Source organism: Kitasatospora sp. NPDC087861 (assembly GCF_044742585.1).
Taxonomy (GTDB): domain Bacteria; phylum Actinomycetota; class Actinomycetes; order Streptomycetales; family Streptomycetaceae; genus Kitasatospora.
The window spans coordinates 100,494-126,429 of the sequence record NZ_JBIUUS010000022.1 but is presented as its reverse complement, the minus strand read 5'-3'; the positions used below and the strand labels follow the sequence as shown (position 1 = coordinate 126,429).

Annotated in this window: 16 protein-coding genes and 2 pseudogenes; 11 read left to right on the top strand and 7 right to left on the bottom strand. The window is 76.1% G+C overall.

Translation table 11 applies throughout. The annotated features are described in order from the left end of the window. Window positions 1–57 precede the first annotated feature (57 nt). Window positions 58–1,455: a LuxR C-terminal-related transcriptional regulator gene (locus ACIOJE_RS28495; protein ID WP_400779907.1), complete on the bottom strand. Its 1,398-nt coding sequence runs from the start codon at window positions 1,453–1,455 to the stop codon at window positions 58–60. Window positions 1,456–1,604: 149 nt separating this feature from the next. Between ACIOJE_RS28495 and ACIOJE_RS28490 the strand changes: the two genes are divergently transcribed. Then, a complete protein-coding gene (locus ACIOJE_RS28490; RefSeq protein ID WP_280680917.1) occupies window positions 1,605–2,534 on the top strand; it encodes an NADP-dependent oxidoreductase in 930 nt (309 codons plus the stop codon). A gap of 207 nt (window positions 2,535–2,741) precedes the next feature. Here the strand turns inward: ACIOJE_RS28490 and ACIOJE_RS28485 are convergent, their stop codons facing one another. Next, window positions 2,742–3,263: an SgcJ/EcaC family oxidoreductase gene (locus ACIOJE_RS28485; RefSeq protein WP_400779904.1), complete on the bottom strand. Its 522-nt coding sequence runs from the start codon at window positions 3,261–3,263 to the stop codon at window positions 2,742–2,744. Window positions 3,264–3,558: 295 nt separating this feature from the next. On the opposite strand from ACIOJE_RS28485, the gene ACIOJE_RS28480 reads away from it, so the two are divergent. Next, window positions 3,559–4,350 (top strand): SDR family NAD(P)-dependent oxidoreductase, encoded by a 792-nt coding sequence (locus tag ACIOJE_RS28480; protein WP_280680922.1) that lies wholly within the window; start codon window positions 3,559–3,561, stop codon window positions 4,348–4,350. A 66-nt stretch (window positions 4,351–4,416) separates the two neighbouring features. On the opposite strand, the gene ACIOJE_RS28475 is transcribed toward ACIOJE_RS28480, so the two are convergent. The 4 genes from ACIOJE_RS28475 to ACIOJE_RS28460 all read right to left on the bottom strand — a co-directional run bounded on the left by ACIOJE_RS28475 (window position 4,417) and on the right by ACIOJE_RS28460 (window position 8,251). Further along, window positions 4,417–5,601, bottom strand: coding sequence for a PP2C family protein-serine/threonine phosphatase (locus ACIOJE_RS28475; RefSeq protein ID WP_400779902.1), 1,185 nt, complete (start codon window positions 5,599–5,601; stop codon window positions 4,417–4,419). Between the two features lie 91 nt (window positions 5,602–5,692). Then, window positions 5,693–6,115: a MarR family winged helix-turn-helix transcriptional regulator gene (locus ACIOJE_RS28470; protein WP_280680924.1), complete on the bottom strand. Its 423-nt coding sequence runs from the start codon at window positions 6,113–6,115 to the stop codon at window positions 5,693–5,695. A 30-nt stretch (window positions 6,116–6,145) separates the two neighbouring features. After that, window positions 6,146–7,438, bottom strand: a complete 1,293-nt coding sequence (locus ACIOJE_RS28465; RefSeq protein ID WP_400779900.1) for a M48 family metalloprotease — start codon at window positions 7,436–7,438, stop codon at window positions 6,146–6,148. Between the two features lie 69 nt (window positions 7,439–7,507). Continuing rightward, window positions 7,508–8,251 (bottom strand): universal stress protein, encoded by a 744-nt coding sequence (locus ACIOJE_RS28460; RefSeq protein WP_400779898.1) that lies wholly within the window; start codon window positions 8,249–8,251, stop codon window positions 7,508–7,510. Between the two features lie 348 nt (window positions 8,252–8,599). Between ACIOJE_RS28460 and ACIOJE_RS28455 the strand changes: the two genes are divergently transcribed. From ACIOJE_RS28455 to ACIOJE_RS28415, 9 genes and pseudogenes are all read left to right on the top strand, one after another. Beyond that, entirely contained in the window at window positions 8,600–9,745 is a 1,146-nt protein-coding gene (locus tag ACIOJE_RS28455; RefSeq protein WP_400779896.1) for a CapA family protein, read from the top strand. A gap of 269 nt (window positions 9,746–10,014) precedes the next feature. After that, window positions 10,015–10,284 (top strand): annotated as a pseudogene (locus tag ACIOJE_RS28450) (ABC transporter substrate-binding protein); the annotation flags it as partial. 28 nt (window positions 10,285–10,312) lie between these two features. Further along, window positions 10,313–11,096: pseudogene (locus ACIOJE_RS28445) on the top strand (ABC transporter ATP-binding protein). Window positions 11,097–11,412: 316 nt separating this feature from the next. Continuing rightward, a complete protein-coding gene (locus ACIOJE_RS28440; RefSeq protein ID WP_400779894.1) occupies window positions 11,413–12,288 on the top strand; it encodes a DUF4132 domain-containing protein in 876 nt (291 codons plus the stop codon). Beyond that, entirely contained in the window at window positions 12,285–17,546 is a 5,262-nt protein-coding gene (locus tag ACIOJE_RS28435) for a hypothetical protein (protein ID WP_400779892.1), read from the top strand. Before ACIOJE_RS28440 ends, ACIOJE_RS28435 begins: the two co-directional genes overlap by 4 nt. Beyond that, complete coding sequence (locus ACIOJE_RS28430) at window positions 17,543–18,706, top strand: AAA family ATPase (protein WP_280680935.1); 1,164 nt, start codon at window positions 17,543–17,545, stop codon at window positions 18,704–18,706. Before ACIOJE_RS28435 ends, ACIOJE_RS28430 begins: the two co-directional genes overlap by 4 nt. A 4-nt stretch (window positions 18,707–18,710) precedes the next feature. Then, a complete protein-coding gene (locus ACIOJE_RS28425; protein ID WP_400779889.1) occupies window positions 18,711–22,514 on the top strand; it encodes a DUF5682 family protein in 3,804 nt (1,267 codons plus the stop codon). Beyond that, window positions 22,511–24,562 (top strand): hypothetical protein, encoded by a 2,052-nt coding sequence (locus tag ACIOJE_RS28420; RefSeq protein WP_400779887.1) that lies wholly within the window; start codon window positions 22,511–22,513, stop codon window positions 24,560–24,562. Before ACIOJE_RS28425 ends, ACIOJE_RS28420 begins: the two co-directional genes overlap by 4 nt. 224 nt (window positions 24,563–24,786) lie before the next feature. Further along, window positions 24,787–25,266 (top strand): MarR family winged helix-turn-helix transcriptional regulator, encoded by a 480-nt coding sequence (locus tag ACIOJE_RS28415; RefSeq protein ID WP_400779885.1) that lies wholly within the window; start codon window positions 24,787–24,789, stop codon window positions 25,264–25,266. Window positions 25,267–25,329: 63 nt separating this feature from the next. Here ACIOJE_RS28415 and ACIOJE_RS28410 read toward each other — a convergent pair whose 3' ends face one another. Continuing rightward, window positions 25,330–25,905: a GTP-binding protein gene (locus ACIOJE_RS28410; RefSeq protein ID WP_400779883.1), complete on the bottom strand. Its 576-nt coding sequence runs from the start codon at window positions 25,903–25,905 to the stop codon at window positions 25,330–25,332. Window positions 25,906–25,936: the final 31 nt, after the last annotated feature.

Below are 25,936 nucleotides of genomic sequence, written 5' to 3'. Positions count from 1 at the left end.
GCCTCACTGCTCGCGGGCGGTCGGGTGGGTCGGATTGGTCGGGTGGTCGGCGGCTGTTCAGGACGCCACGTGCAGGGCCGCCGTGCCTGGCATGCCCGCCCGGTGGGCCAGGGCCGCGGCCTCGCCGCGGGAGGCGACGCCGAGCTTGGCCAGGATGTTGGCGACGTGGAACTTCACCGTGGACTCGCTGATGTGCAGCGCCTCGGCGATGTCCCGGTTGCGCCGGCCCTGCGCCAGCTGGTCGAGCACCTCCAGCTCGCGCGGCTGGAGCCCGTCCAACGGGTCGGTCACGCGCGGCGGTTCGGGCAGGGTGAGCGGCAGGTCGACGGTCACCGTGGTGCCCCAGCCGGGGACGGCTTCGATGGTGCCGCGCCCGCCGAGGGCGGCGATCCGGTCGGCGGTGCGGTGGACGGTGAGCGCGTCGGCGGCCAGCAGGCCGGGGCCGTCGTCCCGCACCACCGCCCGCAGCGTGTCGCCGGTGAACTGCCAGCTCACGTGCAGCCTGGTCAGGCCGTCCTGCTCCAGCATGAGGAGGACGGCCGCCCGGACGGCGTCCCGGGCAGTGTGCGCGGTGTCCGCCGGTACGGACCGGGCGGCCTCCGCCGGCGGCGCCACGTCCAGCCGCACCCGGGTGTGCCGCAGCAGCGGGCGCAGCTCCCGGTCGAGCCGGGCGAACGCGGCGTCGGCGGGTTCCTCACTCAGCGTCCGGTCCAGGTCCGCGCCCCGGCGCAGGTCGAGCAGGGCCGTCACCGCCAGCTCGGTGGCGGCGCGGCGCGCGGTGGCGTCGTCCAGGGCGGCGGACCGCAGTGGCGAGAGGATCCCGGTGAGCGCCGCGCTGTGCATGCCGGTGAACTCGGCGATCGCCCGGGCCCGGGAGCCTGCGGAGGCGCGGGAGGCCGCCGCGTGGTGGGGGCCGGCGTCGGTGGCGCGGTGGTGCGAGTGGGCGACGAGCAGGTCCCACAGCTGTTGGAGGACGGCGAGCGCCTCCGCCGCCACCGGGTCGGAGCCGCCCCGGACCAGCACCAGCACCGCGGTGTTGGCGTCCGTCGGTGACGCCGCGACCACCACGACGGACCTGACCTGCCCGGCCAGCTTCGTCTCGCCCTGCCAGGGCCGGCCGTTCGCCGTCGCACCGGCCGTCACCTCGGCCAGCCGGGCGAGCTCCAGGCCGCTGACGGCCCCGGCCGGTTCGGGCAGGCCGAAGGCGATCGTGGGGGAGTACGTGCAGATGCCGCTGAGCTGGGCGATCGCCACGTGCGGGACGAGGGTGGCGATCACCTCGGAGAGCCGGGTCATCAGGCCCGGCCGTGGTGTGCGCAGCACCTCGACGGCGTGCGCCAATGCGTCCTCGGGGCGTCCCCAGTGGCGGCGCCAGCGCTCGTCCGTGGTCCCGCCCGCCCGCCCGGTCGCGGTGCCGGCCGAGTCGTCGGCCACGTTGTCGTCCGCGTCACCCATGCCGTTCAGCCTAGCCCGGGGACCGGGGCGGACGCCTGGCCGTTCGGACAGGTCCAACCGGCCGAACGGCGGGCTCGGCGGGCGCCCTCCGGGGCCCAGAATGGAGGCGTCGGAAGAACCAACTCCCCTGAACGGCAAGGATTCCTTCCATGACCAAGGCGATCGCCTTCTCCGAGTACGGCGATGTGGACGTGCTGCGCCCGACCGACATCGAGGTGCCCGCCCCGGGCCCCGGCCAGGTGCGGGTCGCGGTCCGGGCGGTGGGCGTCAACCCGCTCGACCACAAGGTGCGCAGCGGCTCGATGGCCGCGATGTTCCCCGTCGCCTTCCCGCACGTCGGCGGCTACGAGCTGGCCGGTGTGGTGGAGGCCGTCGGCCCCGACGTGACCGGGTGGGCGCCCGGCGACGAGGTGTTCGGCGCCCTCATGGGCGGCGCGTACGCCGAGCAGGCGCTCGTCGACGCCGGGCACCTGGGCCGCAAGCCCGCCTCGCTGAGCTGGGAGGAGGCCGCGGCGATCCCGACCGCGGCCGAGACCGCCGAGCGGGCGCTGGACGTCCTGGGCGTGCGGGCGGGCGAGACGCTGCTGGTGCACGGCGCGGCCGGCGGGGTCGGCACCGTGCTGCTGCAGCTGGCCCGGGCGCGCGGGGTCACCGTGGTCGGCACCGCGAGCGAGGCCAACCACGAGCACCTGCGCGAGCTGGGCGCGATCCCGGTGGCCTACGGCGACGGCCTGGCGGAGCGGGTGCGGGCCGCCGCGCCGGGCGGGGTGGACCGGGCGCTGGACGCGGTCGGCAAGGGCGGGGTGCTGCCGCTCTCGGTCGAGCTGACCGGCGCCGCGGACCGGGTGCTGACGATCGCCGACTTCGTGGGCGCCGCCGAGCACGGGATCCGCTTCAGCGGCGGCGCGGACGGGGTGGAGTCCTACCACCAGCGCGCCTACGCCGCCGTGCTCGCACTGCACGAGGCGGGCACCCTGCGGCTGCCGCTGCACCGGGTGCTGCCGCTGGCGGAGGCGGCCGAGGCGCAACGGCTCAGCGAGCAGGGCCACCTGCGCGGCAAGATCGTGCTCACCGTCTGACCTGGCCGTGCCCGCTGTCACCCGCTGTCACCCGCTCTCACCCGTGCGGAGTAATGCGACGGGTGAAGCGCGGTGGTCACGCCCATCCGCCGTTCGGCCGACATGCGCTCACCCGAACGGTTGTCCGGAGTTGGCCGGGTACGGGCGGCAGCGGGCCGCCCGCCGCAACGGTCAGAGGGCCAGGCGTACGGGCCGGACGGACGGGCGTCAGCCCGTGGGCAGCTCCGAGGAATGGTGGTTGACGATGAGCCATTGGCTTCCGCGCAGCTCGTAGACGAAGGTGAAACGCGCGTCAACCTTGGTCTTGCTGCTGTCCTTGTTGGTCAGCGTGAACTGGTAGAGGCCGGTGTCGATGGCACTGGTGCGGTCCAGGATGTTGATGAACTGCTCCTGGATGTGGCCGACGGGCTTGCTTTCCAGGAAGTGCTTGAAGTAGTCGACTATTTCGGCCCGGGTGGTGCGGACTTCGGCGGAGACCGTCGGTAGCAGCACGGCACCAGGGGCGTAGAGGTCCGCGACCCGGTTCGCGTCGCCGGTGGCCAAAGCCGCGTTCCACTGGTCGAACAAGGCCTTGATCTGCCCCTCGGTGGGAAGCTGGGCGGCGCTCGTGACAGCACTGCGCTGGGCGGAGAGTTGGGCGGGGGTTCCGGCCGCGTACGTCGCTCCGGTTCCGGTGAACAGAACGGCGGCGGCGGCGACCAGGACCCCGGCGGAGTATGTGCGCCTCATGGAGTACCTCCTGCGCTGTCGCTGGTCAGTCTGTGGGACAATTCCAGCTTCCCCCCGGCACAGGCGATCCGGCATGTCGAGGCGACCGAGCGTCGATTCCGACGTTCCACCTCGGGGTTGGACACCGGGACGCGCGAGTCCGGGGGAAGCAGCGCCGGCTGGGCGCCGGGAGCGACCTGAGCAAGCGGTCGCACGGATAGCCGGCGTCCCGCGGGCGTCGCCTTGGACGTTCGCCCCATGGAATCGGCCGGCTGAGGACAGCGTCGGATGGTGCGCGGTCGGTAGAGTCGCCGGCATGGTGACAGCGAGCGCAGCGGAGAGCGTCGGGGCCGGGCGGTTGGCCGGGCGGGTCTGTGTGGTGACGGGGGCGGCCAGTGGGATCGGGCGGGCCGTTGCCGAACGCTTCGTCCGGGAGGGGGCGTTGGTGGTGGCCGCCGATGTCGATGCGGTGGGGCTGCGCCGGTTGGCGGAGCAACTCCCGGACGCCGTCAGTACGGTGGTCGGTGACGTGGCCCGGGACGAGGACGCGCGGCGGATGGTCGAGGCCGCGGTCGAGCGGCACGGCCGGATCGACGTCCTGGTGGCCAATGCCGGGGTGATCCCGCTCATGGAGCTCACCGAGGCCACCGCCGAGGACTGGGATCACGTCATGGCCGTCGACGGCCGTGGGATGTTCCTCACCTGCAAGTACGCCATCCAGGCGATGACCGCGCAGGAGCGGCCCGGCGGCGCCGTCGTGTGCGTGTCGTCCATCTCCGGTGAGGCCGGCCAGCGCGGCCAGGCGGTGTACGGGCCCGCCAAGTTCGTGGCCTCCGGCCTCACCAAGCACCTCGCCGTCGAATGGGCCGACCGCGGCATCCGGGTCAACGCCGTCGCGCCCGGCACCATCACCACCGAACGCGTCGCCCGCCTGTACGACGAACCCGGTGGGCCCGAGTACCTCGCCGCGATGGAGAAGCTCCACCCCATGGGCCGCCTCGGTGCTCCGGCGGAGGTCGCGGCCGCCGTCCTGTTCCTCGCCTCCGACGAGGCCTCCTTCATCACCGGCGTGGTGCTGCCCGTCGACGGCGGGTACCTCGCGCAGTAGCCGTCAGCCGTCAGCCGTCAGCCGTCAGCCACCGGTCACCGGTCACCGGTCACCGGCCATCGGCCGTCAGGGCAGGCGCTCGACGAGGACCATCGCCGCGTCGTCGTCCAGCCGCCCGCCGACGTGGGCGAGGAGGTCGCGGCGCAGGTGGTGCAGCAGGGCGGTCGGGCGCTCGTCCTGCCAGGCGGTGACGCGTTCGGTGAGCGGGTAGAAGCGCCGGCGGGCGTCCCGGGCCTCGATCACGCCGTCGGTGTAGATCAGCAGCCGGTCGCCGGGGCGGAACGGGAAGGTCTCCACCTCGTAGTGGAGCGGGGCGAGGTCGCCCAGGCCCAGCGGCGGCGCGGGGTGGCGGGCGGCCACGGCGGTGATGCCGTCGGGGCGCAGCAGCAGCGGGGGCGGGTGGCCGCAGTCGATCAGCCGGACCGCCGTGCCGTCGTCGGGGATGTCGAGCAGCACGGCGGTGATGAAGGACTCGCCGCTGTCCTCCGGCAGGGGCGTCCCGTCCGGCTCCTCGCCGCGCAGGCGGCGCCGGCGGGTCTGTTCGCCGAGCTGGGCGAGGTCCCAGCAGACGCTGCCGTCCAGGTAGGCGGCGAGTCCGGGCAGGTCGGCGTGCAGGTGGGCGGCGGCGCGGAAGGCGCCGAGCAGCAGGGCCGCGTCGCCGAGTGAGGACAGGCCCTTGCCACGGACGTCGCCGACCAGCAGCCGGGTGCCGGTGGCGGTACGGGCGGCCGCGTACAGGTCGCCGCCGACCTGGGCCTCGGCCTCGGCGGCCAGGTAGACGGAGGCCAGGTGCAGCGGGCCGATCCGGGCCGGCAGCGGGCGCAGCAGCACCCGCTGGGCGGCCTCGGACACCGAGCGGACCTGGGCCAGCTCGCGCTCGTACCGTTCGCGCAGCGCTCGCAGCCCGACGATCAGGGCGGAGACGACGAGTTGGGCGCTCAGCTGGGTCTCGATGTTGGCGCTGGTGAGGCCTTCCCGGATGGCGCCGATGACGGTGAGCGCGGCGAGAGCCAGCACGGCGACGCCGGCGGTGGCCCGGGCGCCGGCGAAGGAGGCGGTGAGGGCGGGGGCGACGATCAGCAGCGGGCCGAGGTGGATCTGTGGCGGGGAGAGGATGTCGACGACGGTGATCACGAGGATCAGCGCGAGCGACAGCCCCGTCAGCACGCCATGGTCGGGCCGCCGGGAGCGGCGGCGGTCGCGCGGGCGGTCGCGGGGGCGCGGGTCGCAGGGACGCTGCCGAAGTGGCACATTTCCTCTGTACACCGTCGGGGCGGTGTGGCGCATCCCCGGGCGCGCCCCGGCTTCGGCCGGCCCCGGGGACCGGTCGCGCTGGGTAGCGTCAGCCCTCTTCGCCGTAGCGGGCCAGGTAGCCGGCGAAGCGGGCGACGTCCTCGTCGGACCAGTCGGTGAAGCGGGCGGTGAAGGCCAGCCGGCGCTGCTCGTTGGCGTCCCGCAGCAGGGCCAGCCCGGCCTCGGTGGCGCGCAGGATCTGGCCGCGCTGGTCGTCCGGGTCGGCCTCGCGCCGCAGCAGGCCGAGCTTCTCCAGGGCGGTGACCTGGCGGCTGACGGTGGACTTGTCGAGCATGAAGTGGGTGGCCACGTCGGCGGCCCGGCAGCCGCCGCGCTCGGTGATCAGGTCGAGGATGCTGTAGGTGACCAGGGAGAGGTCGGGGTGCAGCTGGGAGGCCTTGTGCCGGGCACGGCGGGCGAAGGCGGTCAGCTCGCGCTGAATGGCGTCGATGGACGACTGGCGGCCGGGCACGGCGTTCCTACCTCCTCGATATTTGTTGCACTATACAACGGAATCGCCCGGGTTCGTGCGCCGCTCCGGGGCGGCCCGCCCCTGGGTGGCCTGCCAGGCGCGGGCAGCGGCGATCCGGCGGGTCGCACTCGGGTGAGTGGCGAACAGTAGCTCAAGCAGCCTCGGCGGGTCGACATCGGACACGTTCACCAGCGCCAGCCGACGTTGCATGGCGACGAACCGCTCGGCGTCCGAGGTGAGTTCGAGTGCGTGCCGGTCCGCCCTGGCCTCGATCCGGCGGCTCACCGCGCACTGCGCCGGCCCCGACAGCACCCCCAGCAGCGCCGCGCACGCCGCCAGCAGCGGCAGCGCCCGCGGATCGGCCGCATCCGCCGCCCCGGCCGCCGACAGCAGCGGTCGCCAGGCGCCCAGCAGGCCCAGCACGGCCACCGCCGCGGCCGCGCCCACCGCGCCCAGCGCCGTCCCGGTCGGCACGTCCCGGTGCTTCACATGGCCCAACTCGTGCGCCACCACCAGCTCCACCTCGCGCGGCTCGGCCGCCGACAGCAGCGTGTCGTAGGCGACGATCCGGCGGGTCGTGCCCAGCCCCGAGACGTACGCGTTGAGGGCGGTGGTGCGCCGCGAGGCGTCCGCCACCAGGACGTCCCGCACCCGCACGCCGGCCCGCTCGGCCAGCGCCAGCAGGTCGGTGCGCAGCGGGCCCGGCGGCATCGGGGTGAAGCGGTTGAACACCGGCTCGATCAGCAGCGGGTGCAGGAAGGACAGCGCCGCTGTCAGCACCGCCGCCGCGCCCGCCGCCGGGAGCCACCAGTGCTGCGGCGACCAGGCGGTCAGCGCGAACAGTCCGAGGGCGAGCGGCAGGACGAGCACCAGGGTCAGTCCCAGGCCGCGCAGCGCGTCCACGGCCCAGCCGGCCCAGCCCTGCGTCACCAGCCCGTACCGGGCCCGGACGGCCCGCACCCGGGCGCCGAACGGCAACCCCAGCGCCTGGCCGAGCACCACCAGGGCGGCCGCGCCCGCCAGCACCTCGGCCGTCCGGGAACCGCCGAACCAGCCGCCGACGGCGGAGACCAGGCCGGCGCCGACCGGGGTGAGGCCGAGCAGCAGGGTCAGGGCCAGGCCTGCCAGCCGGCCGCCCAGTGCCCAGGGCAGCTGGGCGCGGCGCAGGGCGCGGCCGCGGGCGCGCTCGGCGGGGGTGAAGTCCGGGGGTTCGAGGCCGACGGAGGTGCTCCCCGTGGGTTCACGGCCGACGGGTTCACGGTAGGCGGGTTCGCGGCCGGGAGGGGCGCTCCCGGCGGCGGCGGTGGTCTCGGTGTCGTCCATGGGGTGCGTGCGGCTCCAGGCTCTGGCGGACGTGGCGGTTCAGCATCTCCTACCGCGCCGGGGCGGTGCTCAGTCCTCGGCCGGTCCGGTGGCGCCGTGCACGCCGGCGCGCAACAGCTGGTGACCCAGGTCGACCAGGGCGCGGCCGACGGCGAACTCGTCCCCGACGGCGGGTGTCGGGGCGTCCAGCGGATTGCGGCGGGCGAGGGCGTCGCTGTGCAGGACGCCGCCGTCGGTGTCCAGTACGGCGTGCACCCGGGTGGTGTCGCGGTCCTCCACGACGTGCAGGCTGAGCTGCCAGTCCTTGGTGCGGACGGCGTCGACGGCGGCCTCCCCCCCGGTGGGCCGCCGCGGCGCGGAGGCCGTCCCGTCGGCGCGGACGATCACCACCGGGCAGACCCCGTGCACCGCGCAGCGGGTGCTGACCGAGCCGAGCAGCGTGCGGGCGAAGGTCCCGCGGCCGCGGCTGCCCAGCACCAGCAGGTCCGCGCCCTCGGCCGCTTCCAGCAGCACCTCGGCGGCGTAACCGAGCACCAGGCTCTCCCGGACCTCCACCGGGCGGTTCGGGCCCACCACCTCGTCCACCTCGACGGTCAGGGTGCGGCGGGCGGCCTGCTCGAAGCCGTCGTCCACCATCGGTGCGAACCAGCCGTACAGCGACGGGTACTCCCAGGCCGCCACGGCGTGCACCGTCGCCCCGGTGAGGACGGCCTGCCCGACCGCCCAGCGCAGGGCCGCCTTCGAGGGCTGTGAACCGTCGATCCCGACCACGATCCGGCGCGCCCGGCCGGGGGCGGGTTCGTTGCTGCCCATGGCCTACCACCTCCGGCGGGAGCCTGCGTGCGGCAGGCTTCCGTGTCGTTGTCCCCCGCTGTGTTGCCCCGGGCCGGTGTGCCGCCCCGGTGTGCTGCCCGTGTGAGGCCGGGCCCGGGTGATGTCCGTGTGACGCCCCCTCCACCACGCTGCGCGCGTGCGCGCCCGGTGCGCCAGGGACGGGATGGCCGGGTCGGGTGGGGCGGTTGGGACGGGACGTCCTGGTGGCGGACGCGTCGCTGGTTCCGGTGCCGTGTGGTGTTCGCAATGGTGCGGATCCGGGGCGGATGAGTGCTGAAGCCGTGCCGTAGGCTGACCGCTTCTGAATCGACCTCGGGGGGATCACTCATGCGCCGTGCCGCGGCCGTCGTCGCGCTGTTCGTCGGGCTGACCGCCGTCGCCGCCTGCGGGCCCGACGGCCCCGCCCCGGCGCCGGCCGCCGCGCCCGGCACGACGACGGCCCCCGCCGGCACGCCCACCACCCCGGGCGCGGCGCCGTCCGGCACCGGCGCCGGCAAGAACGCCGCGCCCCGGCCCGACGGCAGCATCACCGTCGCCTTCGCCGGGGACGTCCACTTCGAGGGCCGCACCGAGGCCCGGCTCGCCGTCCCGTCGCCCGAACAGGCCCTCGGCCCGCTCTCCAGGACGCTCGGCGACGCGGACCTGTCCGTCCTCAACCTGGAGACCGCGATCACCGGGCGCGGCGCCCCGGAGCCGAAGACCTACACCTTCCGCACCTCGCCCAAGGCGCTCTCGGTGCTCAAGGACTCCGGCGTCGACGTCGTCTCGATGGCCAACAACCACGCCGTGGACTTCGGCGCCGACGGCCTCACCGACACCCTCGCCGCCAAGGACTCCTCGCCGATCCCGGTCGTCGGCGTCGGGCGCAACGCCAAGGAGGCGTACGCCCCGTACGTCACCACCGTGCGCGGTGTGAAGGTCGCCGTCGTCGCCGCCAGCCAGGTCGAGGACCTCACCAACCAGAAGTGGCGGGCCGGCGCCGACAAGCCGGGCATCGCCTCCGCGCTCGACGCCCCCGCGCTGGTCAAGGCGGTCGAGGCGGCCAAGCGGCAGGCGCCCGTCGTCCTCGTCTACCTGCACTGGGGCGACGAGGGGAAGGCCTGCCCGACCGGCCCGCAGACCGCCATCGCCAAGAAGCTCGCCACCGCCGGCGCCACCGCCGTGGTCGGCACCCACGCGCACACCATGGTCGGCTCGGGCATGCTCGGCACCACGTACATCGGCTACGGCTTCGGCAACTTCCTCTGGTACGGCACCTCCAACTACGCCTTCTCCAACGAGACCGGCGTCACCACCCTCACCCTCACCGGCGACGGCAAGGTCACCGGCGAGGCCTTCACCCCGGCGACCATCGACGACAAGGGCGTCCCCGTCCCGGTCGCGGGCGCCACCGCCGAGGCGGCCCTCAAGCGCCGCGACGCCCTTCGCGGCTGCACCGGCCTCACCCCGGCCCCGGCGGCCGCGCAGCACTGACGCGGGCGCGCAGCGCTCTCTCTCCCTCCCTCTTCTTTCCCTTCCTCGCCCACGAGTTGGAGCGTGCCGGGCGCCGGTTCCTTGGCGGGGGTGGTCAGGGCGCCGCAGGTCGAGGTGGGTTCGGGCGTGGGGCGTCCGTGCTGTGCGCGGCGTGAGGAGGTCGGTGCTCCGCGTGATCGGCGAGACGATACGTCTCGTACTGGATCAGGCCTCGGAACGGGGGCGGTCGGGTCGGAGTCGGCCGGGGTGGTGGCAAGTTGACGGTGACGCAGGACAAGGACGGCAACGCCCACAGCCCGGCGCTCAGCCTGGAGAAGCTTGCCGAGATCGACGGCGGCTGGCTGTTCCTCTCCACCCTCACCGACGACGGCAAGTCCGCGCTCAAGGACGTCCAGACCAAGCCCGCCTACCAGGAGCTGAACGCGGTCAAGAACAACCACGCCGTCACCGTGGACGGCTCGGTCTGGTCCACCCGCGGCGGCCCGCTCGCCGCCGACGTCGTCATCGGGGACCTCGGCAAGGCGCTCGCCTCCTCCTGACCGCCCACCCCAACGCGAAGGAACCGTCATGGAGTTGACGATCCATGGCCTCGCCGCAGGCTACGGCCCCGGCCGCCCGGTGCTCGGCGGCGTCGACCTCACCGTCCCGGCGGGGCAGGTGGTCGCCGTCGTCGGCCCGAACGGCCGCGGGAAGTCCACCCTGCTGCGGGCCGCCGCCCGCCTCCACCGGCCGGACGGCGGGCGGGTGCTGGTCGGCGGTGAGGACATCTGGCGGCTGCGGCCGCGCCAGGCCGCGCACCGGGTCGCGCTGCTTCCGCAGAGCCCGCAGGCCCCCGAGGCGGTCACCGTCGCCGGACTCGTCCGCTACGGCCGCCACCCGCACCAGGGGCTGTTCCGGCAGTGGTCGGCCGACGACGAGCGGCTCACCGCGCGGGCGCTGCGCGCCACCGGCGTCGAGGAACTCGCCGGCCGCCGGCTGGACCGCCTCTCCGGCGGCCAGCGCCAGCGCTGCTGGCTCGCCATGGTGCTCGCCCAGGACGCGCCCGTCGTCCTGCTCGACGAGCCGACCGGCGCGCTCGATCTCGGCCACGCCGTCGAGGTGCTGGAGCTGGTCCGGGAGGTCGCGGCGGGCGGGCGGACGGTGGTCATGGTGCTGCACGACCTCGCGGCGGCGGCCCGCTACGCCGACCTGGTCGTCGCCCTGCGCGGCGGCGTGGTGGTCGCCAGCGGGCCGCCGCGCGAGGTGGTCGACGCGCCGCTCGTGCGCGCGCGGTACGACATCGACAGCCACGTGCTCGCCGCCCCGGGCGACGGCGCGGCCCGTGATCGTCCCGCGGGCGCCGTCGCGCTGACGGCGGGTCTTCGACGGCGGGTTTTCGGCGGTGGGTCTTCAACGGCGGGTCTTCGACGGTGGGTTTTCGGCGGCGGGGTGGCGGGTCGTCGCGCCCGCCGTGCTGCGCTCGCCCGCCCCGGCTGCGCCCTCCGGGGTGGAAGCAGGCTCCGCGGGGTGGCCGCCCTGAGGGCCCGCTTCCCTTGGCAGCGGGCCCCGTTCACTCGTTCGACTGGTTTGGGCTCCGGGGTCCGCGGAGCGGCCGCCCCGGCCGTCGTTTTGTCAGTGCCCCTCGCTACGTTCCTCCCATCGCTGACCGACAGGTGAGGAGTACGTCCGTGGCATGGGTGGAGACAGACGCGGGAGGCTACCGCGTCGCACTCGACGGGGAGGGCAAGGTGGTGTGCCGCAACGCGGCGGGCCGCGAGCTCAAGTCCCTTCCGTCGAAGCTCGGTGACGACCCGGTGGTCGCCCAGCTCCGGCAGCTCACCGAGTGGCTGGCCGCTCACGAGCGGCGCTGCCAGGAGGACGTCGAGCGCTGGATGGTGCGCTCGCTGCCGGTGCCCGCCGCCGTGCTCACCGCGGTCTGGGCGGACGAGGCCTGGCAGGCCGTCCTGCGCGACCTCGTGGTCACCGGGGCGGACGGCGCCGTCGCCGGCTTCCTGCGCGGTGCGGACGCCGAGCGCGGGCTCGGCCTGGTGGACCTGGACGGCGACACCGTGCGCCTGACCGACGGCGAGATCCTGATACCCCACCCCGTGCTGCTCCCGGACCTCGACGACCTGCGCGAGTTCGCCGTCGAACTCGGCGTCTCCCAGCGCGTCCAGCAGCTCTACCGCGAGGTCTGGCACCGGCCGGACTCGCCCTCGTCCGGCACCGAGTCCTCGTCCGGCACCGAGGTCACGACCTACGCCGGCGGTCGCTACCGGGAACTGCGTGAACTGCTCGGGCGCTGCGCCCGACTCGGCCACCGGGTGCGCGGCGGCTCCGCCGTCCAGCCGGTGGTGGAGGACGGGCACACCGTCGAGGCCCGCGTCTGGGTGGGCGACTACTACGAGTACGACGCCTGCGAGACCGGCGCGCTCAGCTGGGCGGGCCCCGACGGCCGGGCTCTGCCGCTCGCCGAGGTCGGCCCGGTCGCCTGGTCCGAGGGCATGCGGATGGCCGCCGCACTGTACGCAGGCCGCACGATCGAAGGGGAGGACGCGGCATGACCGCCACCGCACAGCAGGCGAGCACCGCACCGCACACGAGCACCGCACAGCCGACGAGCACCGAGCGGCCCGACGGCGCCGAGCGTCACGAGAGCCTGCTCGACGCCGGGGCCGTGCTCCCGCCCGGCACCCTGCCCGGTGCGGGTCGCCCCGACAGCGCCGCCGACGTGCTCACCGCCCGCGCCTACACCCACCCCGCGCTCGACGGGCGCCGGATCGTCCGGCTGGTCCCCGGCGCGCTCGGCCCCGCCGAGGACCTCGCCGTCGAGTTCCTCGGGCTGACCCCGGACGGCGCGCCCGCCGAGGTCGGCCAGGTGCGCCAGGAGGCGCTCGGCTTCCCCGCCTGGGCCCTGATCCACGACCCGGCCAACGGGCACCACGCACTCGCCCTGGTCAAGGAGATGGAACGGCTCGCCCGCCAGGCCCGGTCCAAGCCCGGCGCCGCCAAGGACGGCTTCGACGCGCTCGCCGCCCGGCTCGGCCGCGCCGTGCCGCACTTCCTGCCCACCTTCTGCGAGGAGGTCGGCCGGATCTTCCTCGCCCACGGCAACCAGACCTACGCCGCCGCCTGGTTCGGCAAGGCCCGCGAGGCCGAGCGCACCCACGGCCTGGCGGTCGACGAGGAGCGGCTGCGCGCCGTCTTCCTGGAGTTCGCCCTCGCGGGCGCACTCACCGTCAAGTCCCTGCGCCAGTACGTCAAGGAGCTCGCCGGGCGGCTCGACCCGCTGACCGCCTGGCAGCGCTTCCGCCAGCTCTGCACCGAGCGCTCCGCCGCCGGCATGGCCCCCTACGCCGGGGTCGCCGAGGACGCCCGCGCGCTGATCAAGGCCGCCGGGCTGGACCGCACCGAGCACGAGCAGGCGCTGCTCGCCGAACTGCTGGCCGCCCCGGGCGTCAACCGGGCGCCCGCCGCGTTCTGGAAGTCCTGGCACGGCCCGCTGACCGAGCTCGGCAAGCGCGACGCGTCGGTCCGGGCCCGCCTGCTGGAGCTCACGCCCGATCCGGCCGGCTCCGACGTCGCCCCGAACGACACCGCCTGGCTCGGCCTGCTCGCCGAGACCGGGGCCGAGCAGCTGCTCACCGGCCCGCGCGCCGAGGGCGCCGAGCCCGCCGCCGCGTGGCTCCAGCGGTGGTGCCACCACCTGGGGCGCGGCTGGCGCTCCCGGCCCAGCTGCGCCGCCACCGTCGCCCTGGCCGGCCGGATGGCCGAGCGGCTGCGGGCCGACGGCGTCCCGGTGGACCTGTACACCGGTGCCCGCCGCAGCCTGACCCAACTCGACCTGCTGGACCGACTGCTCGCCGACGGCGTGCCCGTCGCCGACCCGTCGGCCACCCACACGTTCGACCTCACCGGCTGGGTCGACCAGTGCGGCCCCGACGGCGCGGGCCTCGCCGCCGTCGCCGCCGACCCGCGCTTCCGGCCCGCCCTGCGTGCCGCGACCCCGCCCGCCTGGGACACCGCCGTCAAGCGGGGGGTGCCCGCCCTGCCGCTGCTGCGCCGGCTGTTCGAGGAGTGGGCCGAGCTGCGGGCCGAGGAGCTGACCGCCGCCCGTGGCCTGGCCGGCGCCGCCGACCTGGTGGGCGCGCTGACCCCGTACCGCGCCGCCATCCGGGCCGTCGCCCCGGCCGCCGCGGAGCGGATCGCCGGCCTCGACGTGGCCGCCCTGCTCGCCGGGGCGCTCGGCGCCGGCATCCTCGACGAACTCGGCTGGCCCGCCCTGGAGCAGGCCCTGGCCGAGCTCGCCGACCCGGCGGCCCCGCCGGACCCCGCCGCCGTGTCCGCCCTTCCCGCTGCCGCCCTTCCCGCTGCGCCCGCTGCCGCCGTCGATCCGGACGCCGACCCGGGCACCGATCCGGCCTCCGGGGCGAACGACGCACCCGGCCTCGGCGCCGCACGCCTCACCGGCCTGAGCGTCGAGGACGCCTGGCCGCACCTGATCCTCGCCCGCCACGACCGGGTCGTCGTCGTCGGCCCGCAGGGCGTCGTGCTGGAGCACACCCTGCGCCTGCCCGCGCTGGAGAGCTGGAACCGGCCCCGGCTGCGCTTCGTCGACGGCGAACTCCTCGTCGTCTGGTACCAGGACGGAAAGCAGCAGGCCTACTGGTCCAGCCGTCCCGACGAGGTCGTCGAACTCGGCGGCCAGCGCATCGCCGGCTACCACTACGGCGAACGGGACCCGGAGGTCCCCTCCCTCCCGCTGCCCGGCGGCGGCCGCACCACCGGCGAACGGCCGCTGCACCCCGGCGACACCCGGATGCCCGCCGAGCACCGCGTCCTCGGCGACGGCACCGGCTACTGGACGCTGCGCCACGGCCAGGGCGGCGCCGCCCTGCGCGAACTCGACCCGCACACCGGCACCCTCGGCCGCGCCGCCGAACCGCCGGTGATCGCCGCCACCGCGGCCGCCGGCCCGCTGGACCCGGGCCGCAGCAGGCTGCTGCCGCTGCAGCCCGGCCTGGAGCAGACGCCGCTCGGCACCGACGGCACCGTGCTCGGCAGCTGGGTCCGGGTCGACCCCGGACGCACCGTCACCACCGGCACCGCCGACGGGTCGACCATCGTCCTGCCGATCACCGGCCGCCACCCGGACAGCGTCCCGATCGGCCGACTCACCCTCCCCGGCCAGGCCCGTCCGGTCGTCACCGAGGCGCGCCGCGACGGCCTCGCCCTCACGCTGCCGGACCTGGCCGCCGACACCGACCGCACCACCGACCTGCGGCCCTGCCGCGCCGGAGACCTCTCCGCCGCCGGCACCGCGCTCGTCCCGCCGCTCGACCACTGGCACGCCCTGCGGCCCCGCGACGAGGCCGGCTCCCGCGTCCTGCGTACCGTCGGCACCGAGCAGGCCGCCCGCCTGATCGACGCCGCCTGGCCGGGCGACAGCCGGCCGGTGCCCGAGGAGGAGCAGCGCTGGATCACCGTCCAGGGCGTCCGGCGCCCGCTCGCCCGGCCAGGCGCCGCCCGTACCCTGCCGCTCCAGGCGGTCGGCGCTGTGCTGCCCGGCATCAGCCACCCGCTGCTGCTCGCCGGGGTCGCCGGGCTCGCCCGTGGCGCCGCCGACCTGCTGGCCCGGATCGCCCGGTTCCTCCCGCAGCCGGAGGCCGAGAAGCGCTCCGGGGCCGAGGCCGCCGAGCACCGGCCCGAGCACGGCCGCGACCACGAACTGCGCGACGCCGTCGACACCCTGCTGCCCGACGTCGACGGCTTCGGCCCCGGCTGGGGCACCGCCGACCGGTGGCGGGTGCTCAACAACCTGCGCACCGTCACCGCCGTCCTCGCCCAGCCGCCCGCCGGCACCGGCGACGGCTGGAGCAGCCCGGCCACTGCCACCCTGCAGGGCGAGGCCGGCCACCACGGCTGGCTCCACCTGCTCGGCCGCCTGGACACCCTCGCCTACGGCGTGGCCGCCCCGCTCACCGAACCGGCCCACCGCTCCAGCCTGGTCCTCCTCCTCGGCGAACTGACCAAGGGCGTCCTGGCCGACCGCGGCGCCACCCTGCGCGAGATCGTCCTCGCCGAACCCGCCGCCCGGGCCAACCACAACCAGCCCGCCGTCCAGCGTCAGGGCCAGGTGCTGCGCCACCGTGACCGCACCGTCGTCATCCTCGGCCACCGGAAGCACCGCGACGACACGGAGCAGTGGCTCGCCGTCGACCACGACCCGAGCGGTGAGTTCGGCCCCGTCGCCCAGTTCACCACCGTCGAGGAGCGCGGCACCGAGGAGCGGATCAGCGCCGCCTGGGTCGCCGAGTTCCGGCGGGTGGCCGCGTTGCGCGGCAGCGTCCACTGGGAGCCCGCCCGCGCCGCCGCCTTCGGCGAACTCACCGGGATCGGCGCCGCCCGCGCCGCCCTGCTGCTCAGCCCGCCGCCCACGCTCTTCGAGTGGTACGGCACCGTCCTGCCCGCCGACCGGCTCGCCGAGTACGGCCTCAAGTCCGCCGAGGCCAAGGCCGCCCGCGACTGGCTGCGCGGACACGACCGGGCTGCCCTCGCCGCCGTCTGGAGCGCCCTACTGCCCGCCGACCCGAAGGCCCTCTGGACCGAGGGCCCCGACCTCGACGCCGGGGCCGCCGCCTGGATCCGGCACTTCGGACGGCTCGTCACCCTCCCCGAGGCCGCCCAGGCCACCGTCAAGGGCGTGCGGATCGAGAACATCGAGGCGGTGCTCAACCCGGCACAGACCCCCTGGCTGACCGGCACCACCGCCTTCCGGCTCACCGACGACGGCCGGGCCACGGCCCAGCTGGTCGCCGAGGACCCGGCCGCGGCACCCGACTCCGGCGACCTCGGGCGCACCCTCGACGCCCTGCGCTGGCTCGCCTACCACCTGCCCGCCGACAGCCCGCTGCGCCCGTTGCTGCCCTCGGCCGCCGCCGCGCTGCGCGGCCGCCTCGCCGACCCCGGCCTGCTGCTCGACTTCCACCTCATCCACACCGCCAAGGGCACCTCGATGTCGGCCGTGCTGCGCGCCCACTTCGGCCTGCCGGCCGAGGGCGGAGCCGACCCGGACGGACTGGTCCGCTGCGGCCCGGCCCTCGTCCTGACGCCCTACCACGCCGAGTTCGAGCGGATCTGGCTGCGCCCGGCCGGGCTCACCGGCCCCGACGACCCGGTGCTCGACCTGCTCAGCGGGCTGGGCGAGAGCTACTGGCTGGCCTCCGAGCGGGCTGCCATCGAGGCCGTCCTGCGCGGCGAGGCGGAGCACCTGGCCGCCTCCGGCTCCATCCCTGCTTCCGCGGACGCCGACGCCGACGCGGACGCCGACGCCGCCGATGCCGCCACCGCGGCCACCGGCGAGCAGGCCTGGCTGCAGCATCCGCAGCACACCGTCCCCGACCTGGTGATCGAGGTGGCCCGGACGCACGGCCTCGGCGAGGACTCCGCCGTGCTCTACCTCCAGCTGCTCGCCCTGCCCGACCCCACCGACCGCAACATCGCCCGCTGGACGGGCTGGAAGCCCGCCCGGCTCAAGCGCGCCCGCGTCGAACTCGCCGCCACCGCCCTGGTGCTGGAGGCCAAACGCGCCCGGGCCGGCCGCAGCCTCTTCCTGCCCGGCGGCTGGCAGGAGGCCAAGTCACCCGCCCTGCCTGCCGAGACCTGGAAGGCCGGCCTGTACGACCTGCCCACCCACCAGGCCGCGCTGCCGCACCTGCCCGTCCCGGAGCTGTTCGCCCGGGCCTGGCAGCGGATCCTCGACGGCGACACCCCCGGATACGAAGAGCTCCAGACCAGCAAGCGCAGGAAGGCCCGCCGATGAGCACCGCCACCACCGCCCCCGACCGGGCCGACACCGCCACCGTGACCCGGCAGATCATCCCGCCCGAGGAGAAGTACGCCGCCGAGCTGGAGTTCCTGGCCGCGCACGACACCGGCCCGCGCCCGCCCGGCTGGCGGCTCACCCCGCGTGCCGTCGTCACCTTCGTCATGGGCAGCGACGGCGAGAAGCTCAAGGCCGGCCGCCGGAGCCTCGCCGTCGAGCAGAAGTTCGTCGGCGAGCGCGCCCTCGTCGAACGCTGCGTCGTCACCCTCGCCGGGGAGCGCGGCCTGCTGCTGGTCGGCGAGCCCGGCACCGCCAAGTCCATGCTCTCCGAGCTGCTCGCCGCCGCCGTCTGCGGCACCAGCGCGCTCACCGTCCAGGGCACCGCCGGCACCACCGAGGACCAGCTCAAGTACGGCTGGAACTACGCCCTCCTGCTCGCCAAGGGGCCCAGTCGGGAGGCCCTCGTGCCCTCCCCGGTGCTCACCGCGATGACCACCGGAGCGGTCGCCCGCGTCGAGGAGGTGACCCGCTGCCTGCCCGAGGTGCAGGACGCGCTGGTCTCCCTGCTCTCCGAACGGCGGGTCGCCGTACCCGAGTTGGCCGGCACCCCGGACGGGCAGCTGCACGCCGCCGCCGGCTTCACCCTGATCGCCACCGCCAACCTGCGGGACAAGGGCGTCAGCGAGATGTCCGCGGCGCTCAAGCGGCGGTTCAACTTCGAGACGGTCGGCCCGATCGCCAGCCTGGCCGCCGAGGTCGAACTGGTCCGCAGCCAGTCCACCGCCGCCGTGGCCCGCGCCGGAGCCCCCTACGCGGTGGACGACGCCGTCCTGGAGGCCCTGGTCACCGCCTTCCGCGACCTGCGCACCGGCCGCTCCACCGAGGGCTGGGACGTCGAGCGCCCGTCCACCGTGATGAGCACCGCCGAAGCCGTCTCGGTCGCCACCGCGCTCGGCGTCTCCGCCGCCTACCTGCCCGACGGAGGAGACCTGCTCGGCCGCCTCCCCGGCCAGCTCATCGGCGTCGTCCGCAAGGACGACCCGACCGACGCGGCCCGGCTGCTCGGCTACTGGGACGGCCCGGTCCGTCGCCGTGCCGAACAGGGCGCCGCCACCTGGCGCACCCTGTGGGACCTCCGCCCGGCACTGGAGGCGTGAGGCGATGAGCAGCGCGGTGACGCCCGCCCCGGCGGGCCCCTCCCACCCGGCCGACGGGCACCCGGCCGACGGGCACCTGGCCGACGGGCACCTGGACGACCCGCGCCGGGCCGTCCAGGCCGAGATCGACCGGCTGGCCGCCGCCGGCACCGACCGGCCCGGGCCCTACCTGATCGGCGTGCGGCACCACGCACCGTCGCTCAGCGCGGTCCTCCCCGCGCTGCTCGACGCCGCCAAGCCCGAGGTGGTGCTGGTCGAACTCCCCGCCGAGTTCCAGCCCTGGCTCGGCTGGCTGGCGGACGAGGTCACCGAGGCCCCGGTCGCCCTTGCGGCCGCCCCGGCCGCCCCGGCCGGTCCCGACGACGGCCCGGACGGCGGTCCCGGTCCCGGCCCCGGGCGGCTCGCCTTCTACCCGTTCGCCGACTTCTCCCCGGAACTGGTCGCCCTGCGCTGGGCGCGGCGCAACGGCGTCGAGGTGCTCGCCTGCGACCTCCCGCTCGCCCACCGCACCGCGCCCAGCGACGGAGACCGGCACACCCCCGACACCCCCGACACCCCCGACACCCCCGACACCCCCGGCGTCGCCGACGCGCTGCGCCGACGCCTCACCGGGCGCGACTCCGACGACGACCTGTGGGACCGCCTCGTCGAGACCGCCGCCCCCGGCTCCGCCCCCGACGCCGTCCGGCGCGCCGCCCTGCTGGTCGGCTGGGCGCTGCGCCGCGACGCCGAGACCGGCCCCGGCGTCGATCCGTACGACCTGCGGCGCGAAGCCTGGATGCGCGCCCGGATCCGGGCCGCGGCGGCCTGCGGACGCCGGGTCGCCGCCGTCGTCGGCGCCTTCCACGCGCCCGCCCTGCTCGACGGCCCCGCCGCCACCGACGAACCGCCGCACCCGGACCACCCCGGACACGTCCTCTCCCTGATCCCCTACACCTACCCGCTGCTCGACGCCCGCTCCGGCTACCCGGCGGGCATCCGCGACCCCGAATGGCAGCACACCGTCCTCGACGCGGGCGGTGACCCGGACCAGCTGACCCGGGCGCTCACCACCACCGCCGTCCGGATCTGCGAGGCTCTGCGCAGCCAGGACCACCCCTCCGGCCCGGCCGACGCCCGCGAGATCGTCCGCCTCGCCGGCGACCTCGCCCGCCTCCGCGGCCACGCCGCACCCGGCCGCGGCGAACTCGTCGAAGCCGTCCAGACCGTCCTCGCCCAAGGCGAACCCCTCGGCCGCGGCCGGGCCGTCGCCCGCGCCCTCGAACGCGTCCTGATCGGCACCCGCACCGGCCGCGCCACCCCCGCGGCCCCGCGCAGCGGGCTCGCCCCCGCCGCCGAAACCCTCCTCGCCGACCTCGGCCTGCCCGACCCCGCCGACCCCGGCCCCCGCGAACTCCGCCTCGACCCGCTGCGCACCCCCCTCGACCGCCACCGCGAGATCCTCCTCCAACGCCTCGCGGCCTGCGCCGTCCCCTACGCCGACCCCGTCACCACCACCGGCGCCGGCGGCACCGAAGCCCTCGGCACCCGCTGGCGCCTCCACTGGACCCCGGCCACCGCCGCCGTGCTCACCGTCGCCGGCACCCGCGGCGTCACCCCCGCCCAGGCCGCCGAAGGCGCCCTGCGTGAACGCCTCCGCCGCGAACAGCAGGTCGACGGCCCCACCGCCCGCGAGGTCCTCCAGGGCCTCGCCGACGCGGCCGCCTGCGGCCTCCCGGGCCTCGTCGACACCCGCCTCGCCCAACTCGCCACCGTCCTCCCGTCCTCCGGCACCCTCCCCGAACTCCTCGACGCCCTGGCCCTCCTCGACCGCCTCACCGCCGGCCACATCCCGGGCTACACCCCCATCCCTGGCGGCGCCCCGGGCGCGGCCCCCGGTGTGGCGGGCATTCCCGGCGAGCCGACGTCTCACCACCTCGCCGCGCCCGCTGCCGTCGACATCCCCGAACCATCGCCCCCCCGTAGTGGGCTCGCTGTCGGGCACGGTGCGGATCGGCTGGGGGCGGTGGGCGAGTTGCTGACCGTGGCGGCTGTGCGGCAGCTGGAGGGGCTGGGCGGGTCGGACGATCCGGCGGATGCGCGGGCGCTGGTGGAGTTGGCGCGGCGGGCGGATCTGGACGGTGGACTGCGGTTGGGGCACGCCCTGGCCGAACTCGCTGACCGGGGAAGTCCGTTGGTGCGCGGCGCGGCCGGGGCGGTGCGGGTGCTGCTGGGCCGGGAGCGGGCGGAGGTGCTGGGCGGGCGGACGGCCTCGTGGGTGGACGGCGCGACCGGCCCGGAGGCGCGGCATGCGCTCGGGCGCGGGCTGGTCGGTCTGCTGACGGCGGCGGAGGGGCTGTTCGCCACCGCGCCGGAGGCGCTGGACCCGCTGCTGGAGCGGGTCACGTCGCTGCCGGACTCCGCCTTTCTGGACCGGCTGCCGGCACTGCGCGGGGGCTTCGACTCGCTCAGCCCGGCGGCCCGGGACCGGTTGCTGGTCCTGGTCGAGGAACGCCTGGGCACCCGGCTCTCCGGCCTGCCCGAGGAGGTTCCGCCCGCCGTGCTGGCCGGCTGGGTCCGCGCCGATCTGGCCGCCCGCGCGGCGCTGGCCCGTCGCGGTCTGCTGCCGCCGGTGGCCGGGGTCCCGGAGCCGGCCACCGGCGCGCCCGAACCACCGCACCGCGGCGGGTCCCTCCCGGCCTCGTCCGGCGCCCCGCAGGCCCTGGCCCCGGCCGAGCGCTGGCGGTTGCTCCTCGGCCGCCCCGGCAGCGGGGGCCTGAGCGGTCGCAGCGCCCGACTCGCCACCGCCCTCGACGAGTTGTACGGCAGCGGGCGCGGCGAGGGCTCCGGCCCGGGCCTGGACGGGCGGACCGGACGGGGCGGACGCGAGGCGCCCTATCCGGGGGTGCGCGAGTGGGCCGAGGAGTTGTCGGCGCTGTTCGGGCCGGGCGTTCGGGAGGAGGTGCTGGCGGCCGCCGTGGCGCGGGGCCGGACGGACGTCCTGGAGGCGATCGAGCCGGGCGCCGTCCGCCCGTCGGTCGATCTGCTGCGCACGGTGCTTGAGCATGCGGGCGGCCTGCCCGAGGCGCGGGTGGCCCGGCTGCGTCCGCTGGTGCGGCGGCTGGTGGACGAGCTGACGCGCGAGTTGGCGACCAGGCTGCGCCCGGCGCTGACCGGGATCAGCGTGCCGCGCCCGACGCGTCGACCGGGTGGCGGGCTGGACCTGGACCGGACGATCCGGGCCAACCTCGCCACCGCCCGCCCGTCGGGGGACGGCGGCACGATCATCGTGCCGGAGCGTCCGGTGTTCCGGACCAGGGCCCGGCAGGCGGCCGACTGGCGGCTGATCCTGGTCGTGGACGTCTCCGGGTCGATGGAGGCGTCCACGGTCTGGGCGGCGCTGACGGCGTCGATCCTCGCCGGGGTGCCCTCGCTCAGCACCCACTTCGTGGCGTTCTCCACCGAGATCGTCGATCTGACCGAGCGGGTGGAGGATCCGCTGAGCCTGCTGTTGGAGGTGCGGATCGGCGGCGGCACCAGCATCGCGAGCGGGCTGCGGTACGCGCGGAAGCTGGTGACGGTGCCGTCCCGGACGCTGGTCGCGGTGATCAGCGACTTCGAGGAGGGCGGACCGGTGGGCGGGCTGCTGGCCCAGACCCGGGCGCTGGTGGACTCCGGCGTGCACCTGCTCGGCTGTGCGGCGCTGGACGACACGGGGACGGCCCGTTACTCGAAGGCGGTCGCGGGCCAACTGGTCGCGGCCGGCATGCCCGTGGCGGCGTTGAGTCCGCTGGAACTGGCCCGCTGGGTGGGGGAGAAGGTGCGATGAGCGTGGCGGAGCGGACGAGTGGCTGGCCGACGGTTCGGCCGGAGGTGGTCGCCGAGGTGGTGGCCGGGCTGAGCGCCCGGTTGCAGAAGCGGCTGGACGGCGCGGCGGCGAAGCTGGCGGAGCGGCCGGTGACCTGCAGCGGTGACGAGTGGCGGGTGGAGGTGGACGAGGAGATGGTGCTCGTGCTGCACGCCCCGGGCGGGGTGGTCGCGGAGGCATCCGACGTGCGCTGCGGCTGCCTGCTCGCCCCGGCCTGCGTGCACCGGGCCGCCGCGGTCACGCTCTGCCCGCTGGCCGACCCGGCCGAGGAGACCGCTACGGCCGAGCCACCCGAGCGAGCCGAGCCGATCGGCCCGGCCAAGACGGCCAAGACGGCCAAGCCGACCGAGCAGCCGAACCAGCCCGACCAGCTAGACCAGGCAGACCAGCCCGAGCCCGCGCTCACCGCGCTCGAACTGGCGGCGGCCCGCCACCTCCACCGGGCCGGGTGCGCGATCCTGGCAGCCGGGGTGAGCGGGGCGGGGGCCGTCGCGCAGGCCGAGCTGCTGCGGGCGGCCCACCGGGCGCGGCTGGCGGGGCTGTACCGCCCGGCCGCGGCGGCGGTCGCCGTGGTGACGCGGGTGCGCGCGGCCCGTTCAGGGGCGCCGGACCACCGACTGGCGGACCTGGTGGCCGGTCTGCGCGACCTGCTGGACCTCACCACCGCCCTGACCTCCGCCCTGACCACCGGCTTCGGCCCCGTCGCCGGACTGCGCGGCACCGCCCGCCAGGTGTACGGCGAGGAGGGCGGGCTGCGGCTGTACGGGCTGTTCGCGGAACCGGTGCTGACGGCCACCCACGCCGGGGTGGTGAGCTGGGCGGTGGACGCGGACGGCCGGCTCAGCACGGTGGCCGAGGTGATGCCGCACGGGGACGCGGCGGCCGCCGCCCCGCAGGCGGTCGGGGCGGGCAACCGGACGGTCCGGCTGGGCGAGGCCCCGCTCAGTCACCGGGAGTTCAGTCGCGCCGGGCTGGCCGTGCAGGGCGCCACCCGATCCGCCGCCGGGCGGCTGGGCGCCGGCGCCTCCGTCCGGGCGGTCCGGGCGGCGGGCGCGGCGTGGACGGCGGGGGCGCCGGCCGCGCTCTGGGCCGAACCGGCGGGCGCCCAGGTGGCGCGGGCGCTCGCGGCGGAGTCGCTGCCGTACGAGAGCCGACCGGCCGGGAGCGATCTGCTGTTCCTGGACGTCACCCTGCTGGGCCCGGCCCCGGCCCCGGCCGGCCAGGGCGGGGCGCCGCAGCTGCTGGCGCGCTGCGCGGGCGGCGTCGGTACCGGCGCCGGTAGCGGCGACGGCGCTCTGGTGGTGGCCCTGCGGGCGGGGCACGAGCACCCGGGGCTGGCCTTCCGGGCGAACCTCGCGCTGCTCGCCACCGCGCCCGGCCTGCGGCTACGGGTGATCGGCCGCCTGGAGCGCTCGGACCGTCCCGAGCTTCGCCTGCTCGCGATCGGCACACCCCCGGAGCCCCTGGCGGACCCCGGGACCGCCGGCCCCGGAGCCCCCGGTCCCGCCGGACTCCCCGCGCTCGTCGTCCCCGCCGACCGGGCCGGCCGGATCAACCTCGGCCTCGAACGCCTCCAGACCGCCGACCTCCAGACCACCAATCCGGCCGCCGGCCCTGCCGCCACCGGCCCCGGGACCGCCGCGCCCGTCGGTGTGCCACCCACCGACGCCGCACCCGGCCTCCCGGCCCCGGTGCCGTATGGCCCCCCGGCCCACGTGCTCGGCCGCCGGGTCGAGCAGACGGTCACCACCGGGCGCCACGCCCTGGCCCCGGGCGCGGTCACGGCGGCCGCCGACCGGAGCCTGCTGCGCGTCGCAGGGCTGGCGACGGCGGCCGAGCTGCTCGACACCCTGCGGGCCGCCGCGGTCGACCAGCGCCGCGACGTGTTCGGCCGGGTCGTCCCGGACGACCACGAGGCCTTCGCCGGGGCCTGGCTGGCGGCCGCCAGCTACACCGAGGAGCTGGCCACCGCGCTCTGTTCCGCCGCCTGGGCCGGGGAGGAGGGATAGCCGGGGAGGCCGATTCGGCCGCCAACCTGGCACAGCACGGCCGCCGCCACCTCCCAACGGATACGAACGACCCGGCGGACGGGCCGATCCGGCGGGGAGGTATAAGGAAAATTAGTTGCACAGACAGGTAATCCGCGCCGACTGGCATACTTGTCTGACGAGGGACATTGCGGGACGCGCAGGGGAAGGCGGAACGCGCAGGGAAACGGAAGGGAAGGCGAGCGATGGGGATCCGCGACGACGCGGCCGAGATCCGGGCCCGTGGCTGGCGAACTCTGGCCGCGCTGCACGGGCTGATCGACACGGCGCTGGAGAAGGCGCTGCAGGCGGAGCACCGGCTCTCGGTGGTCGAGTACACGGTGCTGGACGCGCTGTCACGGCAGGACGGGTGGCACATGCGGATGCAGCAGTTGGCCCGCGCCGCGGCGCTGAGCAGCAGCGCGACGACCCGCCTGGTGACCCGCCTGGAGGATCGCGGGCTGCTCAGCCGCTACCTCTGCGCCGACGACCGGCGCGGGATCTACACCGAGCTGACGCCGGAGGGCCGCACCCTGCTGGCAGCCGCCCGCCCGGTGCACGACGCCACCCTGGAGGCGACCCTGGCGCAGGCCGCGGAGGTCCCGGAGCTGGCGCCGCTGGTGCACGCCCTCGCCGGACTCGACGACCCGGCCGACCGCGCCGACCGCACCCCGGTCACCGCCTGACCGTCCGCGCCGGCCCGACCGTCCGCGCCTGCCAGACCGTCGGGGAAGCCGAACCCCGCGCCCTCACCGCCGCCCGGCGGACAGGGCGTTGCGGTGCACCTGGTCGAGCAGGGCGAGCAGCAGTTCCTTGCTGGACGCCCGCTCCCGCACGTCGCAGAGCACGACCGGGACGTCCGGCCCGAGGTCGAGAGCGCGCCGGACGGCCTCGGGGCTGGCGTCGCGGCGGCCGTGGAAGCAGTTGACGCCGATCGCGAACGGGATGCGGCGCTGCTCGAAGAAGTCCACGGCGGCGAAGCTGGATTCGAGCCGCCGGGTGTCGGCGAGGACGATCGCGCCGAGGGCGCCGAGGGCGAGGTCGTCCCACATGAACCAGAACCGGAACTGCCCGGGCGTGCCGAACAGGTAGAGCACCAGGTCCTCGCGGACGGTGATTCGCCCGAAGTCCATCGCCACGGTGGTGGTGGACTTGCCCTGGACGCCGTCGAGGTTGTCGACCCCGATGCTGGCGCGGGTCATCCGCTCCTCGGTCTGCAGCGGTTCGATCTCGCTGACCGAGCCGACCATGGTGGTCTTCCCGACGCCGAAGCCGCCGGCGACGAGGATTTTGACCGCGCCCGGCACCAGGCTCTGGGTCGTCAATTCGGGTCTCCTGGAGTGGGACTGAGAGATG